The organism is Rhizobium herbae (assembly GCF_019511375.1).
In the GTDB taxonomy this organism is placed as follows: domain Bacteria; phylum Pseudomonadota; class Alphaproteobacteria; order Rhizobiales; family Rhizobiaceae; genus Pararhizobium; species Pararhizobium herbae_A.
Genome location: NZ_JAEUAO010000006.1, coordinates 32,297 through 49,040 on the forward strand (window position 1 = coordinate 32,297; position 16,744 = coordinate 49,040).

15 protein-coding genes are annotated in these 16,744 nt (G+C 58.4%); 6 read left to right on the forward strand and 9 right to left on the reverse strand.

Going from position 1 to position 16,744, the window contains the following annotated elements:
• Window positions 1–67 precede the first annotated feature (67 nt).
• Window positions 68–814: a helix-turn-helix transcriptional regulator gene (locus tag JNB71_RS20960; RefSeq protein WP_220373727.1), complete on the reverse strand. Its 747-nt coding sequence runs from the start codon at window positions 812–814 to the stop codon at window positions 68–70.
• Between the two features lie 550 nt (window positions 815–1,364).
• Between JNB71_RS20960 and JNB71_RS20965 the strand changes: the two genes are divergently transcribed.
• The 3 genes from JNB71_RS20965 (at window position 1,365) to JNB71_RS20975 (ending at window position 5,170) form a co-directional block, all read left to right on the forward strand.
• Window positions 1,365–2,675 carry a polysaccharide biosynthesis/export family protein gene (locus JNB71_RS20965; protein ID WP_220373728.1) on the forward strand — a complete coding sequence of 437 codons (1,311 nt, stop codon included), beginning with the start codon at window positions 1,365–1,367 and terminating at the stop codon, window positions 2,673–2,675.
• Window positions 2,676–2,742: 67 nt separating this feature from the next.
• Complete coding sequence (gene rfbD, locus JNB71_RS20970; RefSeq protein WP_220373729.1) at window positions 2,743–3,660, forward strand: dTDP-4-dehydrorhamnose reductase; 918 nt, start codon at window positions 2,743–2,745, stop codon at window positions 3,658–3,660.
• A 7-nt stretch (window positions 3,661–3,667) separates the two neighbouring features.
• The gene (locus JNB71_RS20975; protein WP_220373730.1) at window positions 3,668–5,170 is read left to right on the forward strand and encodes an O-antigen translocase; all 1,503 of its coding nucleotides are present in this window, start codon (window positions 3,668–3,670) and stop codon (window positions 5,168–5,170) included.
• Between the two features lie 88 nt (window positions 5,171–5,258).
• On the opposite strand, the gene JNB71_RS20980 is transcribed toward JNB71_RS20975, so the two are convergent.
• Genes JNB71_RS20980 through JNB71_RS21005 form a run of 6 tightly spaced genes read right to left on the reverse strand, consistent with a single transcriptional unit; the run spans window position 5,259 to window position 10,774 of the window.
• Entirely contained in the window at window positions 5,259–6,446 is a 1,188-nt protein-coding gene (locus JNB71_RS20980) for a DegT/DnrJ/EryC1/StrS family aminotransferase (protein WP_220373942.1), read from the reverse strand.
• Entirely contained in the window at window positions 6,443–7,420 is a 978-nt protein-coding gene (locus tag JNB71_RS20985; RefSeq protein ID WP_220373731.1) for an NAD-dependent epimerase/dehydratase family protein, read from the reverse strand. The genes JNB71_RS20980 and JNB71_RS20985 overlap by 4 nt, the downstream gene beginning before the upstream one ends.
• Before the next feature lie 16 nt (window positions 7,421–7,436).
• Window positions 7,437–8,141 (reverse strand): acyltransferase, encoded by a 705-nt coding sequence (locus tag JNB71_RS20990; protein WP_220373732.1) that lies wholly within the window; start codon window positions 8,139–8,141, stop codon window positions 7,437–7,439.
• Entirely contained in the window at window positions 8,131–9,237 is a 1,107-nt protein-coding gene (locus JNB71_RS20995; protein WP_220373733.1) for a DegT/DnrJ/EryC1/StrS family aminotransferase, read from the reverse strand. The genes JNB71_RS20990 and JNB71_RS20995 overlap by 11 nt, the downstream gene beginning before the upstream one ends.
• Window positions 9,234–10,271, reverse strand: a complete 1,038-nt coding sequence (locus JNB71_RS21000) for a Gfo/Idh/MocA family protein (RefSeq protein WP_018329796.1) — start codon at window positions 10,269–10,271, stop codon at window positions 9,234–9,236. Before JNB71_RS21000 ends, JNB71_RS20995 begins: the two co-directional genes overlap by 4 nt.
• Entirely contained in the window at window positions 10,268–10,774 is a 507-nt protein-coding gene (locus JNB71_RS21005; protein WP_220373734.1) for an acyltransferase, read from the reverse strand. Before JNB71_RS21005 ends, JNB71_RS21000 begins: the two co-directional genes overlap by 4 nt.
• A 365-nt stretch (window positions 10,775–11,139) precedes the next feature.
• Between JNB71_RS21005 and JNB71_RS21010 the strand changes: the two genes are divergently transcribed.
• The gene (locus tag JNB71_RS21010; RefSeq protein WP_220373735.1) at window positions 11,140–12,396 is read left to right on the forward strand and encodes a glycosyltransferase family 4 protein; all 1,257 of its coding nucleotides are present in this window, start codon (window positions 11,140–11,142) and stop codon (window positions 12,394–12,396) included.
• Window positions 12,397–12,433: 37 nt separating this feature from the next.
• Here JNB71_RS21010 and JNB71_RS21015 read toward each other — a convergent pair whose 3' ends face one another.
• Window positions 12,434–13,342, reverse strand: coding sequence for a glycosyltransferase family 2 protein (locus JNB71_RS21015; protein ID WP_220373736.1), 909 nt, complete (start codon window positions 13,340–13,342; stop codon window positions 12,434–12,436).
• 331 nt (window positions 13,343–13,673) lie between these two features.
• Here JNB71_RS21015 and JNB71_RS21020 point away from each other — a divergent pair, with 331 nt between their 5' ends.
• Window positions 13,674–14,546, forward strand: coding sequence for a right-handed parallel beta-helix repeat-containing protein (locus JNB71_RS21020; protein ID WP_220373737.1), 873 nt, complete (start codon window positions 13,674–13,676; stop codon window positions 14,544–14,546).
• A 609-nt stretch (window positions 14,547–15,155) separates the two neighbouring features.
• On the forward strand, window positions 15,156–15,947 hold the full coding sequence (locus tag JNB71_RS21025) for a response regulator transcription factor (protein WP_220373738.1): 792 nt from the start codon (window positions 15,156–15,158) through the stop codon (window positions 15,945–15,947).
• Between the two features lie 101 nt (window positions 15,948–16,048).
• Here JNB71_RS21025 and JNB71_RS21030 read toward each other — a convergent pair whose 3' ends face one another.
• Window positions 16,049–16,729, reverse strand: coding sequence for a sugar transferase (locus JNB71_RS21030; RefSeq protein WP_220373739.1), 681 nt, complete (start codon window positions 16,727–16,729; stop codon window positions 16,049–16,051).
• Between the last annotated feature and the right edge of the window lie 15 nt (window positions 16,730–16,744).

The following is a 16,744-nucleotide window of genomic DNA, read 5'->3' on the forward strand; positions in this document are numbered from 1 at the left end:
GCAGGGACGCCGCGGGCAATCGCAAAACAGTTGCGCCCACTCCTGCTGGCTGAAAACCTCGAACGGCTCAGCCCTCGACCATAGGCTGGCCGCTGTCCTGAAGGCCGCGGAACCGCGCGGCGGCCTCCGTCCTGTTGTGCACACCCAGTTTCCGAATGATGTGGTGCAGATGAATCTTGACCGTATGTTCGGATAGCCCGCATTCGACAGCAATCACCTTGTTCTGAAGACCGTGAGATACCATCCCGAGTATCTGCGATTCCCGCGCCGTGAGTTCAGCCATGTTGGTCGTCCGAGCAACTGGAACCTGAGGGGCGCCATTATGTGCCAGCAAAGCGTTTTGCTCGCGCAACATCGTCTTGATCAGCGGTCGGGGAGGAAAATACTCGCCGCCGCAGAGCATCAGACGGATGACCGACAGCCAGACATCGAGCCTGAGATCCATTGGCAGAACGCTGCGAACGAGCGGAGACCCGGCAATTTCGCTTAGAGGCGTGACCTCGACCTTGTCGTAGGGCTCGATCAAGGCGGTAAGAGCATGCGGATGCATGCGTAAAAGTTCTGCCGATGAGGCTTCGGCTTCCTTCATCAGCGCTATGTCGACCAGGATGAGTGCCACGGGATGAGAAAACGGCACGCAGGCGGCGGCAACGTGCTCAACTTGCTCGATCCGGATCCAGGGGAATTCCCGTTCAATGGCGTCGATCAATCGTTCCGACACGCTTCCACTGTTCGTCAGAATCAAAATGACGCGTTGCGGCTCAAGTCGCCTTCTGGCGCCTGCAGCGTCATACGCATTCCCGTCGAGCAGCATATCCGTTACCTATCAGCACTTTGCCCACATCCCGCAACCGGCCAGTTTCAGGATAAAGGCAAAAATCCAAACTGTTGGAGCGATCCCGATATCTCCGACCAGGAACCCTCCTGATACAGTCTCCGCATCCTGCGGCGGCGACGATGCATTCCGCACGCCCACTTGCTGGACTTTAGCCCAGTCCGCAGACAATCGCGACGACGCAAAAGGACTGAGGCTGGAGTGGCCGCTCGATGAACGAAGAAAGGCTGTGACGGCGTCACTCATCCAAACGGTCTATGAGTGGGCTATATCCGGGGTTCTGCCGGAGGTATGCCCGCACCCCTTCTCCTACCCGCCCTCCATCTACATCCCTCCTTAGATCAGTTGGGCTAAACCGATATCCACCTCGGTCTAGTCCACGCATGCCGCGCATCCGATTCTCAGCAATATTGATGAACCGGAACCCCCGCTCTTCCCCTTCTCAATCCGCGTTCAATTGGCACACTGAGCATTGCTCTTTGCCTTCTAGCCACGGGGCGCTTTGGTTTTTGCAGCACGGAGAAAGACCTTGAACGTATCTTCCCGCTCGTACCGTGGACCGCTTCGTGCGGTGTTCATTGCCGCAGCAATGACCGTTTTCGGCGGCATCTCGACAGCTGCTCTGGCCGAAAGCGCTCAACTTGCACCGCAGACCAAAATTCGATTGACGATCGTCCAATGGATGCCCACCCGCGGCGTCTACGAAAAATGGGATTCGATCGGCGGCGAGTTCCTGATTTCTGACGCGGGAACGGTGTCACTCCCCGTTATCGGCACTCTGCCCGTCGGCAATATCGACACCGTCGCTCTGGCCGCACAGATTTCCAATGAACTGAAGGCCAAGATCGGATTGGTCGAACCACCGCACGTCACCGTCCAAATTCTCGAGCACCAACCGGTTTATGTTGTCGGCGATGTCAACAAGCCGGGGGAGTACAAGTTCCATCCAGGCCTCACCGTCCTGCAGTCGTTGGCTATGAGCGGCGGCGAATTCCGCCCATCGAATGGTCTCCTGGGGTCCGGGGATAGTACTGGTTACGTCGGCCAGCTTCGGGAGATCGAAAACTCCATATTGCGCACTCGAATCAGAATTGCGCGGCTTCAGGCCGAAATTTCCGGCGAAAAGGAGATGCGGTTCGATCCGGGCTCGCAGGACGACCAGGAACTCGCTGCAGCAATCCTCCAACAGGAAAAAAACATCCTTGCCGCCCGCCTCAATGTCGTCGCTCGGCAATCGAAGTCTTTCGTGGAACTGCGTGATCTCCTAGGGGCGGAAATCGGCGTCATCGAAAAAAAGATCGACGGGACCGACGAGGATATAGCATCGATCAAAAAAGAAGTCGCGAGTGCCAAAAGCATGGTCGAGAAAGGCATTGCGCTTCCATCACGCCAAGCGGATCTTGAGCGGACGCTGCGCGGTTACCACGCCAATCGGCTCGATCTGGTGACGGCGATCATGCGGGCACGCCAGAACATTGCCGAAGCAACACGCAATCTGGAGGGACTTTACGACAAGCAGCAGACAGAGGTTGCGACCGAACTGCAATCGGCGCAGGCGGCTCTGGATCAGTTGCAATTGAAGCGCGACACCACGCAGAAACTACTGCTGAACGCCCTTTCCAGCGGCATGGCTTCAGGCACACCCGGTGGCGATCGTACGCTCGCCTTCACGGTAACACGCCGGACCGGTGAGACCGTCGACGAGATCGCGGCCTCCGACTCGACATTTCTGCAGCCGGGAGATGTTGTCCGCGTCACTCGCAAAGTCACTGCGAGCGCCCAGCCTTCACCACAGGTGACGCAGCTTCCGGATACGCGGTCAGAGCAGGCTAGCCAATGACGCGCAGAACACTTCGTAGGCAACCGCTAACGAAGATTGCGAACCAGTCGGATGTGATGGCGACGATATGAAAATCGCGGTGACCGGCACAAGCGGCCAGGTGGTGACCAGCCTTGTCGAGGCAGCTGCGGCCATGCCCGACATCCAGTTGGTGCCTGTCGGACGACCGGACCTCGATCTGGCAAATCCCTCTTCCGTCAGACAGGCAATCCTGGATGTGAAGCCTGACATCGTCGTATCTGCAGCCGCTTGTACCATGGTCGACCGTGCCGAGGACGAACGGAACCTCGCCTATACGATCAACGTGGTGGGTGCAGCCGCTGTCGCCGAGGTGGCGGCCACGCTCCACGTGCCGATCATCCATCTCTCCACCAACTACGTCTTTTCCGGCGATGAGCCCTATCCCTACGACGAGGAAGACGAGGCCGAACCGAAAACCGTCTATGGCTACACCAAGCTCAGAGGCGAACGCGCCGTTGCCAGCGTCAACCCCCGCCACATAATCCTGCGCACGAGCTGGCTCTATAGTGCCTTCGGCCACAATTTCGTCCGGACGATGCTGCGCATCGCAGCCGAGCGTCAAAGGATTGCCGTCGTCTGCGACCAGTACGGCAATCCGACATCTGCCTCGGACCTGGCAGATGCCATTCTGCTCGTCGCAACGCACCCGACAAGACATCATACCGGCGTCTTTCACGTTGCCGGTACCGGCGAGACCAATTGGTCGGGATTCGCCAGGTATATTTTCGACGTCAGCCGCACGCATGGCGGCCCGTTCGCCGAGGTGCAGGAGATTGCTTCCGCCGACTACCGCACCAGGGCCAAGCGGCCATCCAACTCCTGTCTCTCGACCGACAAATTCGACAGGATCTTCGGCTGGAGGGCGCCAATCTGGCAATCGAGCGTGGTGCCCGTCGTCCGGCGCATCATCAACGCGGACTACCCTCGCTTTCGCCCGAAAGCACGTGGGAAACGAAGGGCTTGAGCGATCCATGAACATGCGCGAAACGCCAGCCGCACGGCATACTTACGTCCAGATCCTCAAATCGACGATGGTGATCGGCGGTTCCTCGCTAGTCACGATGATTTTCGCCGTCGTCCGCAACAAGGCAGTGGCCCTGCTGCTTGGCCCCGAGGGTGTGGGGCTGATGGGAATTTACAACTCGATCGCCGATATTGCCCAGACGATTGCCGGCCTTGGGGTGCAGTCCAGCGGTGTCCGCCAGATTGCCGAGGCTGTCGGAACGGGGGATGACGCAAAGATTGCGCGAACCGCATCCGTGCTTCGATCCGTGCCCATTGCACTCGGCCTCGCCGGCACGATCATGCTTGCGGCGCTGGCCTTTCCGGTGACGTGGTTCACTTTCGGTGACCATCAGCACGTCATCGGCGTCGCATTACTCTCAGTTGGAATTTTCTTTCGCCTTGCCTCAGCGGGGCAGACGGCATTGATCCAGGGACTGCGGGAGATTTCGACACTTGCGCGGATCAATATGCTTGCCGCATTTTCCGCCACAGTGGTTACCATACCGCTGGTATATTTGTTCGGCGCCGACGGGATTGTCCCGTCTCTCGTCGCCTCAGCAGGCGCCACGCTTCTGGTCTCATGGTGGTACAGCCGGCGCATGCTGCGCAATACGCCCGATCTTTCCGGCGCGCAGTTCAGGGAAGAATTTGCCGGCCTTGTGAGGCTGGGCTTCGTTTTCATGATCAGCGGCCTGCTCACTCTCGGCAGCGCCTATGTCGTCCGCATTATCGTGCTGCAGCAAGGCGGTGTTGCGGCCGCCGGCTTGTATCAGGCCGCCTGGGCACTCGGCAGTCTCTACGCCGGCTTCATCCTGCAGGCCATGGGGACCGACTTCTACCCACGCCTCACGGCGATCGCAAACGATCATGCCGCGTGTAACCGCTTGGTGAACGAGCAGGCGCAGGTGAGCATGCTGCTTGCCGGGCCGGGGGTACTGGCGACCTTGACGTTCGCGCCGTTTGTGATGTGGTTCTTCTATTCGCCGGAGTTCTATGCTGCCGCCGACCTTCTTCGCTGGATCTGCCTTGGCATGTTGCTTCGCATCGTTGCCTGGCCCATGGGCTACATCGTCCTTGCAAAGGGCGAAGAGGCCATCTTCTTTTGGACGGAAGTTGCCGCGACCGCCGTCCATGTAGGCTTGGCCTGGCTCTTGGTATCAAAGTTCGGCGTGGCTGGTTCCGCGGCAGCATTTTTCGGCCTTTACCTCTGGCACGGCGTCCTCATCTACATGTTCGCGCGAAAGCTTACCGGATTTCGCTGGTCGGACGCCAACCGCAGGATCGGGTTTGTATTCCTCGCCGCCGCTGCATTGATATTCGGCGCGACTGTCCTTCTGCCGCTATGGCAAGCGACTGCGTTGGGTTCCCTGGCGGTTGTCGTGAGCGGACTCTACGCGCTGAAACTGCTGGTCGGACTTGTGCCGCCGGAGCGCCTTCCAGGGCCAATCAGGAAATGGGTGCCGAAATGAGATTGGCGGCGCGGCCGGCAAGCCCGCTCTCATCCAGGCGGAGCGAAGCAATAATTTCCGTTGTTCGATGGAAAAACGCTCAACGGCCTTATGCAGTGGCGGCCTGGCGATCGATGCACAGATCGCGCAAAGCCTCGACGACGAAAGATACCTCGTTCTCCGTCATCTGCGCAAACAGCGGCAGAATGACCGCGCCTTCCTGCGCCGCGACGCTTCGAGCAAGGTGGCTTGCCGCCACGCGATGCGACGCCTTGTCGGCATAAGCACCCTCACGATGGATGTTCATGATGCCCCGGCGCGTCGATATGCCCATGTCGAGAAGCGCCTGCATCGTGTCCCGTTGATCGAGCCATGGCGGAAGCTTCACACAATAGCTCTGCCAGTTGCTGCGGGCCCAAGAAGGTTCAGCCGGCGTCTCGAGCCAAGGGATATTTCGAAGACCTTCCCGGTAAAGCTCGGCAAGATGACGCCGTTGTGCGACCAGGGCCGGCAGACGCGCCAGCTGCACCCGGCCGATCGCCGCTTGCAGATCCGTCATGCGGTAGTTGTAGCCAAGCTCGGGGTAACCTTCATAGATTACCTGCTTCGAGCCATGACGAACCGTATCGGGAACACTCATGCCGTGTTGTCGCCACAGGCGAAACTTTTCGTCATACTCGGCGTTGGCGGTGGTCAGCATTCCGCCGTCGCCGGTAGTGACCACCTTGCGCGGATGGAAGGAAAAGCATGCAATGTCCGCCTGCGGAGCGCCGATTTTTTGCCACGCGCCATTCCACAGGATTTCGCTGCCGGTCGCACAGGCGGCATCTTCGATGACGGGTATTCCGTGGCTGCGGCCTATGTCGACAATCTTTTCAAGATTGCAGGGCATCCCGAGTTGATGCACGCACAATATAGCCTTCGTCCGCGGCGTGATTTCCGCCAGGATCAGGTCCGGATCGATATTGAACCCATCGGCTTCGATGTCGACAAACACAGGGATTGCCGCACAGTAGCGAATTGCATTTGCCGTTGCGATAAACGAATGGCTGACCGTTATGACCTCGTCGCCTTCGCCCACGCCGACGGCCCGCAAGGCTAGATGGAGCGCCGTCGTGCAGTTTGAAACCGCGCAGGCATGATCCGCCCGCACGAATTCGGCAAACTCGCGCTCGAACGCGGCAACCTCCGGCCCCTGGGTTACCCATCCGGACAACACGACTCGGCGCACGGCCTCCACTTCCAGCTCGTTGAGAAGGGGCTTTGCTACGGGAATCTGGAGGAGCGCCGGTTTCATGCTGCCCGCCCGCCGGCATCGACTGCCCTCTCCTGCCGCCACCACTGCACCAGATCGCGAAGCCCATCCTCGAGGGTCACACGCGCCCGGAATCCAAGAAGTCGCTCGGCCTTGCTGGTGTCGGCGAGCCGTCGCGTGACGGCGTTCACTTTGCGCGCTGGCTGATGCTGCGGTTCGATCGTCGAATTCATGACGCCGGCGAGCATCCGTGCCAGTTCCAGGAGGCTCGTCTCGATACCGCTGGCGACGTTGAAAACCTCGTCGGTGACATCCGATTTTGCAGCGAGCAGGTTTGCTCGCGCAATATCGTGAATATGGATGAAATCCATCGTCTGGCTGCCGTCTCCATGGATCACCGGCGGCAAGCCGGCCGAGATTCGTTCCATCCATCGGATCAGCACCTCGGTATAGACGCCGTAGACGTCCATGCGCGGACCATACACGTTGAAATACCGCAGTGCGACATAGCGAAGGCCATACATCTCGGCAAAGCTGCGCAGGAGCCCCTCGTTGAACGCCTTTGCCGCGCCGTAGATCGTTCGGTTGTTGTACGGATGATGTTCCTCGGTTGTGGGGAAACTGTCGGCAAGACCAAGGACGGATGCGGAAGAGGCCGCTATCACCTTTTCGACATTGGCTTTGACGGCGGCCTCGAGGACATTGAACGTGCCCTCCGCCAGGACGTCGAATGCAAGACGCGGTTCTTCGGCGCACTGGGTTATCCGGATTGCCGCCTGATGGAAGACGACGTCGACACCCTCGAGGCACGTCGCCAGCAGCGCGCGATCGCGAATGTCTCCCTCGATGATCGTCAGCGGAAAGATCGCGGCTGCCTGCGCGAGGTTTTCCCGCCGGCCACGCACGAAGTTATCCAGGATCAGAATTTCCCGTGGCTGTTCCAAGGCAACCAGATCGGCAATATGCGACCCGACAAGGCCAGCCCCGCCGGTAATCAGTATCCGCTTGTCCTTCATGATCTGCCCCTCATCTTCAAGACGTTGCCGGCGGTGCGTCGCTTTCATTTCGCCAATGCAGGAATTTCGCCGGAACGCCGGCGACGACCGAAAATGGCGCCACATCGGAAACGACAACCGCTCCCGCGCCGACGATCGCTCCTTTGCCGATCGTCACGCCGGGAAGGATCGTCGCATTGGTGCCGATATCCGCCCAGGCTCCGATGCGGACCGGCTTGATTTCGAGGTCTGTTCGAATAATCGGGACATCGACCGGAATAGCCGTATGACTGGAGCCAAGCAGCTTGGCGCCCGGGCCCCAGCCGACGCACTCCTCGATCACCAGGTCGCGTGCATCCATATAGGCTTGCGGGCCAATCCAGACATTGTCTCCGATCACGCAGGTTCCGTCATACCGGCCCTGGATATAGGCCTGTGCACCGATGAAAACGCCGTTTCCGATTTCAAACGTTTCGGGGTGCTTGAAGCCGGCGCCGCTGCCGACCTGGAGACCCGCGCCGCATCGCCGCGAGATCGCATGCCAGATCGCGCGGCGCATAACGGCATCGATAAAACCGTCGCCGGAGGAAAAGCGCCCGTAAAGCTCCAAAAGGCCCGCCGAGCCGTAGGCTTTCTTCAACTCAGCGGCGAGTTCGCCAAGAAAACGCGCGTCCTCTGGGCCATCACGGCGGCCATGCACGGCCTGCACAATTCGCGCCATGGAGATCTTCTCAACCGACATAGGCGTCCTGCTCCACAGCTGCGACCACCTGTTCAACCTGCTTTGCCGTCATCTCCGGGTAGATGGGCAGCGAAAGCACCGTACGTGCGGCAGCCTCGGAGACCGGGAAATCCCCTGGCCGATAGCCCAGGTCTTCATGCGCCTTCTGAAGGTGTACGGGGATCGGATAGTGAAGACCTGACTGGATGCCTTCGGCTTCCAAAGCCCGGTGAAGCCCTTCACGATCCCGGCATCGAACAGCATAGATGTGATAGACGTGCCGGCGACCGGCAACCTCGACCGGGGTCTTGATCGTGTCCAGGCCGGCAAGCAGGGACGAGTAGTGCGCCGCATGCGTGCGCCGCGCCTCGGTCCAGGCATCCAGATGGCGAAGTTTCACGCGCAGGATGGCGCCCTGAATACCATCCATGCGGTAGTTGAATCCCTTCATTACATGGTGGTAGCGCCGCTCCTGTCCCCAGTCCCTCAGCATCCGCATGGTCTTGGCATGCGCATCGTCATTGGTGACCGCGATGCCGCCCTCCCCGCAGGCGCCGAGATTTTTGCCCGGATAAAAGCTGAAGCAGCCAGATATGCCCATGCTGCCCGCTCGGTGGCCTTTATATTCGGCACCATGGGCCTGACAGGCGTCTTCGATCACGGGGATGCCGTGACGCGCCGCGATTGCCGTGATCGCATCCATGTCAGCCATCTGTCCGTATAGATGAACGGGGATAATGGCCTTGGTGCGGGGCGTGATGGCCGCTTCCAGCTTTGCCGGATCCATCGTCAGGGTGACGGGCTCGATATCGACGAAAACGGGCACCGCGCCGGTGTAGCAAATCGCCGATACCGTTGCGACGAAGGTGAAGGGAACAGTGACGACTTCGTCGCCGCGGCCGACGCCAGCGGCGAGCAGGGCCAGATGCAGCGCACTCGTGCCGGTATTGACGGCAACGGCATGCTTGACGTCACAATAGGCAGCAAACTCTTCTTCGAGATGCGCCACTTCGTCGCCCAGAATATACTGAGCCGAGGCAAGGACACCCAGAACCGCGCTATCGATCTCGCTCTTGATCGATGCATATTGCGCTTTCAAATCGAGAAATGGGATCATGCGATCCGCCTCGTCTGTTCGAGTTCGATCAACCGTCCGCGCTGCGCAAGGGATTGTGTTGCCGCTTCGAGAATGCGGACAACCCGCAAGCCGGCATGTCCGTCGGCGATCGGCTGTTGGTTCTGTTCGACGCAATCGACGAATTGGCTAAGTTCGCGGCTCAGCGCCTCCGTCATATCGAGATGCGGCGCATACATGTCGCCGGTGCGGTAGCCTACCAGCATCTGGTAGACTTTCTCGCCGTTTCGCTGCGGGTTACCGTTCAGGGTGATACCCTTGTCGTAGATCTTGATCTTCTCGCTGGGCTCCAGATCGTCATAGACGATCATCTTGCTGCTGCCGCCGATCAGCGTCCGGCGCACCTTGACGGGCGCCAGCCAATTGACGTGGATATGCGCAATGAGCTTGCTTTCAAAAAAGAGATTGAGATAGGCGATGTTCTCGGGTTCGCCGACAACGTGGCTCATCCCCGTTGCCGAGACGGCAACCGGCTTTTCCGGAAGCACGTAGTCCATGATGGAGAGATCGTGGACGGCGAGATCCCAGACGACGCTAACATCGTGTTGGAACAGTCCGAGATTGACCCGCACGGAGTCGTAATAATAAACGTCCCCTAACCCGTTCTCGACGATCTCGCGCATCTTTCGCACCGCACCGGTGTGCACGAACGTATGATCGACGGCGAGTATCAGGCGTCTGCGGGCGGCTTCATCGACCATGCGGCGTGCCTCGTCCACCGTCCATGCCATCGGCTTTTCGACAAAGACATGCTTGCCAGCCATCATGGCTTTCATGGCGAGCTTGAAATGGGTTGACACCGGAGTGGCTATCGCGATCGCGTCGACGCTGGGATCGCGCAGGACCTGCTCGAAGTCGTCGGTTATCTCGACCGAGGGATAGCGCGCCTTGACGGCGGCCAATCGCTCCTTCCGAAGATCACAGACATAGAGGAGGCGCGCGCCGGGGACTTCCGCTATGTTCCGAACCAGGTTCGGTCCCCAATAGCCATAACCGATTACCGCGATGCCAATCATCGTGTTCTCCTGGAGAATGGGACAGTTGCCGGCGCATCCTGCACACGGCCGATAATCCTGGCGGGAACGCCAGCTACGATGGCGTGGTCTGGAACGTCTCTTGTCACGACCGCTCCGGCGCCGACCTGCGCTCCCTCGCCGATCGTCAGACCCGGCAGGATCGTGGCATTGCTGCCGATCGCCGCGTGCCGCTTGACTAAGGTCGGGACGACCTCCCAGTCGCCATCGGCCAAAAGCCCTCCGCCAGGATTAACGGCGCGCGGGTAAGGGTCGTTGGTGAACATGACGCCGTGGCCGATGAAAACACCGTCCTCGATCGTCACGGCCTCGCAGATGAAGGAGTGGCTGGAAACTTTGCAGTTGCGGCCGACATTAGCGTTTTTCTGGATCTCCACGAAGGTGCCGATACGGGTGCCCGCACCAATGCTGCAGCCGTACAGATTGACCAGATCGGGATGATGGATAACCACCCCCTCGCCTAAGGTAACATTCGATGCAATCATCCCGCGACGACCCCGCATTCTCGATTATCGCTCAACCGACTGGATTCCATGCGGCTATGTGCCTCGCTCCAGTGCCCGCGACTAATGCGCAACTTGCTTCTTTCAACGTTCAGAAGAGTTCGTTTCGACCAGCGAGTAAAGAAAACAAAATGCGGTATTTAGGCCTTCGAAAGGCGTAGCCGCGCACGGAATCTTAGTGCGCCCTAAGGCGGATGCCGGTCGCGGTCGGCTCTGGCACATGTGGTTTTCAGTCGAAGTAGGAGGTTGAAGTACGCATGGATCCACGCAAGTCTGGCAGCCCTTCCGTGCCCCCGTCCCAGCGACGGAGCACGATCGTGCCGAGAGGCCGAAAACCGAGGGAAACGATGCGTCTTCTTGTCTATCCGCATGACCTGTCGATCGGCGGCAGCCAGATCAACGCAATCGATCTCGCAGCCGGTGCAGCTGCTGCGGGTCATGAGGTGATCGTCTACGGCATCCCTGGCCCGCTTGTGGACTACATCGCCGAACGTGGGCTGCGTTTCATTCCCGCTCGGCCTCTTCCCTACCGCCCGGCACCATCGCGAATAGCTCAAATAGCCACCATCGCATTACGAAACCGGATCGACCTCATCCACACCTACGAGTGGCCAAGTTGCCTGGACGCCTATTACGGCGCTTCGCTTTTCCTCAGCGTGCCGTTGCTGTGTACCGTGCTGAGCATGGACGTGATGCCCTACGTTCCCGCTTCGGTTCCTTTGATCATGGGAACAGCAGATCTCGGAGCACAGGCACGCAAGGTTCAGCGGAGCGACGTCTGGGTGCTTGAGCCGCCGATCGATGTAGACTATGACAATCCCGGCATTGACGGCAGCGCGTTCCGCAGCAGGCTCGGCGCGTCTGCGGATGACTTCCTTGTAGTCAGCGTCTCACGCCTCGCGCTCGACCTCAAGCTGGATGCCTTGGTGCGTGCCCTCGACGCTGTCGATATTCTCGCAGGCCAATATCCGCTGAAACTTGCCCTGGTTGGTGACGGCCCCGCCCGCGAGGCGCTGGCCGGCCGAGCAAAAGCAGTAAACCTGAGGCACGGTCGAGACGTCGTTCTTCTCCCGGGCGCCGAAATGGACCCGCGGCCGGCTTATGCCGCAGCGGATCTGGTGGTGGGGATGGGAAGCTCGGCGCTGCGAGCGCTGGCAATCGGTCGCCCGCTGATCGTCCAGGGCGAAAAGGCGTTTTCCGAGATATTCGATCCGACAAGCTATGACCTGTTTCTGAAGCAGGGCTTCTACGGGTTAAGTGATGCATCGGCCGGTTCCCACCGGCTCGCCCGGCAGATCGAAGAGTTGCTTCTCGATCCTGCCCGCCGCAGCAGGCTCGGCTCCTACGGGCGACAGGTGGTGGCTGAGCGCTTCAGCCTAAAGCGAGCGATCGATCTGCAACTGGACATCTACCGGCATGTCCTTGCCAATCCGCCCCGCCGAAGCTTTGCCGACGCCGCGCGCTCGGCACGCTTGGCCCTCACGCTGGAATTTGCAAATCACGACCCTGCTCGAAAGAAAAGCAAGAAGATCCGTGAACTGGCAATCCTTTCGGCGGCACGTTCGGGGCGCTGGCCACCGGAGGCCGCTGAATACGGGCAGTAAAGGGGACGTCAAAGTAACGGCCTATCACACGCAGCCATCAAGTGGCAGACCGGTGGGGCCTTCTCTTAAACAGCTTGCCGAGTAGAATGGAACCGATCAGCTTTACATGAAGCGGATAATCCTTAAGCGCCGCCGCCAGGAACCTGATCATTCGTCTTTTCTTGCCCACGGCGTGGAAATAGCGGCCGACATCGATCAGCATCAGCGACCGCTGTTTCTTTCGACACTGCAGGACGTCTTTGTTCTTTCGCAGTATGCGCAACACGCCGATCGTTTCTTTGCGGCGATTTCTCGAAATGCTGTCATGCGAGATGAAGCCCAGCACGACCGGTTCGATGTCCTCGTAGATGGACGTGTGCTGGGCCAGTCTGATGGCAAACTCCCAGTCTTCATTGGCCCTGGCGCAAACATCGAACCATTCCGCATCCGGAATGCAGTTCTTGCGAAACAACGCATTCTGCAGGCTGATCCGGTTCTCTATGAGCAGGTGTCCTAGCTGGTCTTCACCAAGCCGCAGTCGCCCTTCCGGGACGGGGGCGTAGGCAACCCGGCCGGGGCCGTAATTCAGTTCATTGTCACGACCGTAGATGATTTTCGCACCGGTAACGGCGCCGACATTGCTGGGAATGGAAGAGAACAGCATAAGCTGCCTTTGCAGTTTACCGGGCAACCACAGGTCATCACTATCCTGGAAGGCGATATACTCTCCTTTGGCGTGACCAAGGCCGGTATTTCGTGCGGCTGCAGCGCCACCGTTTCGTGAGCGCCTTACATAACTTATCCGATGGTCATTCACGCTGCGAACGACTCGCTCAATATCTTCCGTCGAAGCGTCGTCGACAACGATCAGCTCCAAATCCTCATAGGATTGCGAAAGCACGCTGTTCATCGCTGCCACCAGGCAGTCGCTTCGATTATACGTGGGTAGGATCACCGATATTGTCATCAGAAGAAGAATCCAAACGATTGAAAATAGGCGTGACGGTGCGACACGACCCTTCTTCCCTATGGGAGGACAACGAGCGACACAATTTATCTTTATTCGTGAGGGCGATGCCATCAGGCTTGCACGAGATATCCGGCGGATTGAACGCTCCCCCTTTGGATGATCCTTCATGCGACCGATAGTCGGTTTCGAGGCCGCCTACAGACGGGCAAGCAGGCTTAAGACGTATGCCCTCACACGAAGCCTCGCCCCTTCGCTACGAAAATCGAAGTTTCTATCTGCCAAGGAGTTGGACACACTTCTAACGGTTCTGGAATGTTTTGAGATCGCCATGAGACACCGGGTAAAACCTGCATTGCTGCTCGCCGCCGCCTTGCTTCTCCCTGCCGCGGTCGAAATACGTGGAGCGGCCGATGCCGTAGCACAACAAGGAGCGCAACTTATGCATGTACAGGCGGCGCGCGCGGAGGCCGGCGCCTATCCCGAGGCGGCGAACACCGGCGTACCCGCAGACATGAAGCTCATCCCCGCCACGCGTTTCAACCTTGACGTTGCCGGGGAGACGCTAAGTGGCCTGATTTTTCAGGGGCCGGTCACGATAGCGGCGCCCAACGTGACGCTCAGGAACTGCCGCATAACCGCCAATGGCTGGGCGGCGTTGGAAATACGCGCTGACGGAGTGACCGTAGAAAATTGCGAGATAAATGGTCAAAGCACGGCTGGTATTCGGGGGATCAGCGTTTCCGGCAGCAATGTTTCGATCCGGCGCTGCGACATTCATCATGTGGAAGACGGCATCTACCTGACCGAAACTTCAAGATTATCAATCGAAAACAATTATATACATGACCTGCAATCCGATTGGGGAGAGCCCCATTTCGACGGAATCGCCGCGGATGGAGGCGTATCGGATGTCCTCATCCGCGGTAATACAGTGATCAATCCACACGGGCAAACGTCGGCGGTCATGCTGAGCAACTATTTCGGCCCCATCTCCGGCGTCTTGATCGAAGGCAATCGACTTATAGGCGGCGGATACACCGTTTACGCCGACGGCCAATTCACTGACAGCAAAATCTCAGGCGTTACGTTCCTGGGCAATAGGCTGGGGCGAGGTTACTACGGATACGCCTCCATCCAGAAAAACTCCCCAAAATGGTCTGGAAACATCGACGACAAGCTTGGCACGCCCGTTAACCCGTGAAATCCCGAGGACTTGGCGCGACGATCGCATTCCTTTGGCCGGTGCGGTTCGGGCCGCGCTTTCAAGAAGGTGAAAGTAATGGCAACGTCCAGCCAAGTTGAAGCGGCCTCCCGCTGACGCGAGAAATTCCTGACGCCCTGGACCAGGTTTTACTATATTTTACATATAAGCCATAAGAATACACTTTATCGTTTCATCGATCCGGCAAATTCATCCGTCAGATGAGCGAAATGTCATTTTCGCCTGCGCAATCGCCAGGGCCTAAAAAAAAGGCAGAGCGCGACATCTCACCGTCACCAATACATAAAACACTCCAAGGATCCCCCAAAAAGATAGGGGGTATGCTTAGGGATAATATTCTACCTCTATTGGGTGATCAGGCAATTTGTCCTTGAAAAACAACCAGTTCACGAAATTACTCTAAAGCTATGCAATCACGTAAGGATCGGTTAATATAAGCAGGTACGCATAGAAAAAGTTCGCTTTATTGATCATGTATAAAAGGGCTCGAGGCCCGCATTAAAAACTGGGGCTAGCACATGCGCTGTGTAAAACACCTCGAACGGATCGGGGCCGGTGAGCATGTGTCTTTAAGGGAGTAAGGTACCGATGAACTCGCTCACAATGACGAATGGCAAGCCAGTACAGAACAGTCTTTTTCATACAGCACCAACCATCGACCCAACCCACACTCTGGACGATACCGATAACGTAGCACTTCCGCGAGGACGTTCGCTGCTGATCATCGACGACCGCGCGCTTGATCGCCAATGCCTTGCCTACTGCATATCCGCCCACAAGATGGACATGGACGTTCTGGCATTCGGCTCGATCAATGAGTGGGAACGCAAGCGCCACGACTATCCGCCTCTGGCTGCAATTCTGTTGAACGTGGGAGGCAAGAAAATTGCCGAACCGGCCGTTGCCGAGGAAATCCGCAGGCTATCTTCGGCGTTGGAAGCGCCGATCATCGTATTGGCCGATACCGATGAGCTGTCGCAGATCATGAAGGCGCTCGAATGCGGTGCCAAGGGCTATATTCCTTCGTCAGTCAGCATTGACGTCTGCATCGAGGCGATTGCCCTTTCAATGGCGGGAGGCATCTTTGTTCCGGCCAGCAGCGTCTTGGCCATGCGCCAGGCGATCGAATCCGGCAGTCCAGCCGCACGGCCCCTCGCCGGCATGTTCACCGAACGACAGGCTGAAGTGGTCGAGGCGTTGCGGCGCGGAAAAGCCAACAAGATCATCGCCTATGAGCTGAACCTGCGGGAAAGCACCGTAAAGGTCCACATCCGCAACATCATGAAGAAGGTCAAGGCGACCAACAGAACCGAGGTGGCCTACAAGATCAAGGATCTCTTCCCGCTTTCGGTGGAGGGTATGAACGCAAGTGAACACTAGCGCTTGATCGAGGCCCTTCGGGCGACAATTATGGCGAAATGCACGAACTAAGGCAAAGCACGGGACCGTGCTTTGCCTTCTCTTCTGTTTGTCTGAACGGGTTAGAGCCCGGTTCCCTTGAGGACCACAGCGGGCGTCCGCATCAATATCCACAAATCGGTGCTAAACGACATGATGCCGGAATACCGCGTGTCATGCAGCGCCCGTTCGGTGAAGGTGCACCCATTGCGCTCGCTGATTTGCCAAAGCCCGGTCAGTCCAGGTCGCATGTCGAAATAGGCTGTCCCTGGGTAATGCTGGCGCTGCTCGGGAAGCATCGGGCGTGGACCAACAAGGCTCATGTCCCCAACAAGTACGTTGTATAGTTGCGGAATTTCATCAACGGAGTATTTGCGCAAGCACTTACCCAGCCGGGTGATGCGGGGATCGTTTCTAAGCTTCTGCATGGTCTCCCATTCCGCCTTCGCCACGGGGTCGGCGGCGAGATAGGTTTGCAGCCGCTGCTCTGCATCGGGGGCCATGGTACGAAGCTTCCAAAGATTGAATACCCGTCCCCCTTTTCCGATACGCGGCTGGCGGTAGAAAGCCTTGCCGCCATCGCTGCGGATCAACACCACACATATTCCAACAATTGCGAGCGCAAACGGCGCGGCCAGCAATGTCACCACGACATCAAAAGCACGCTTGGCGCCGAAATAGAGGAATCGCGGCTTGATTGCCTGGCGATCCGGAACGCTCCGCGGGACAAGCCGTAAAGAGTATTGCATCTCTAGTTTTGACATACGCCCTCCAGCAAT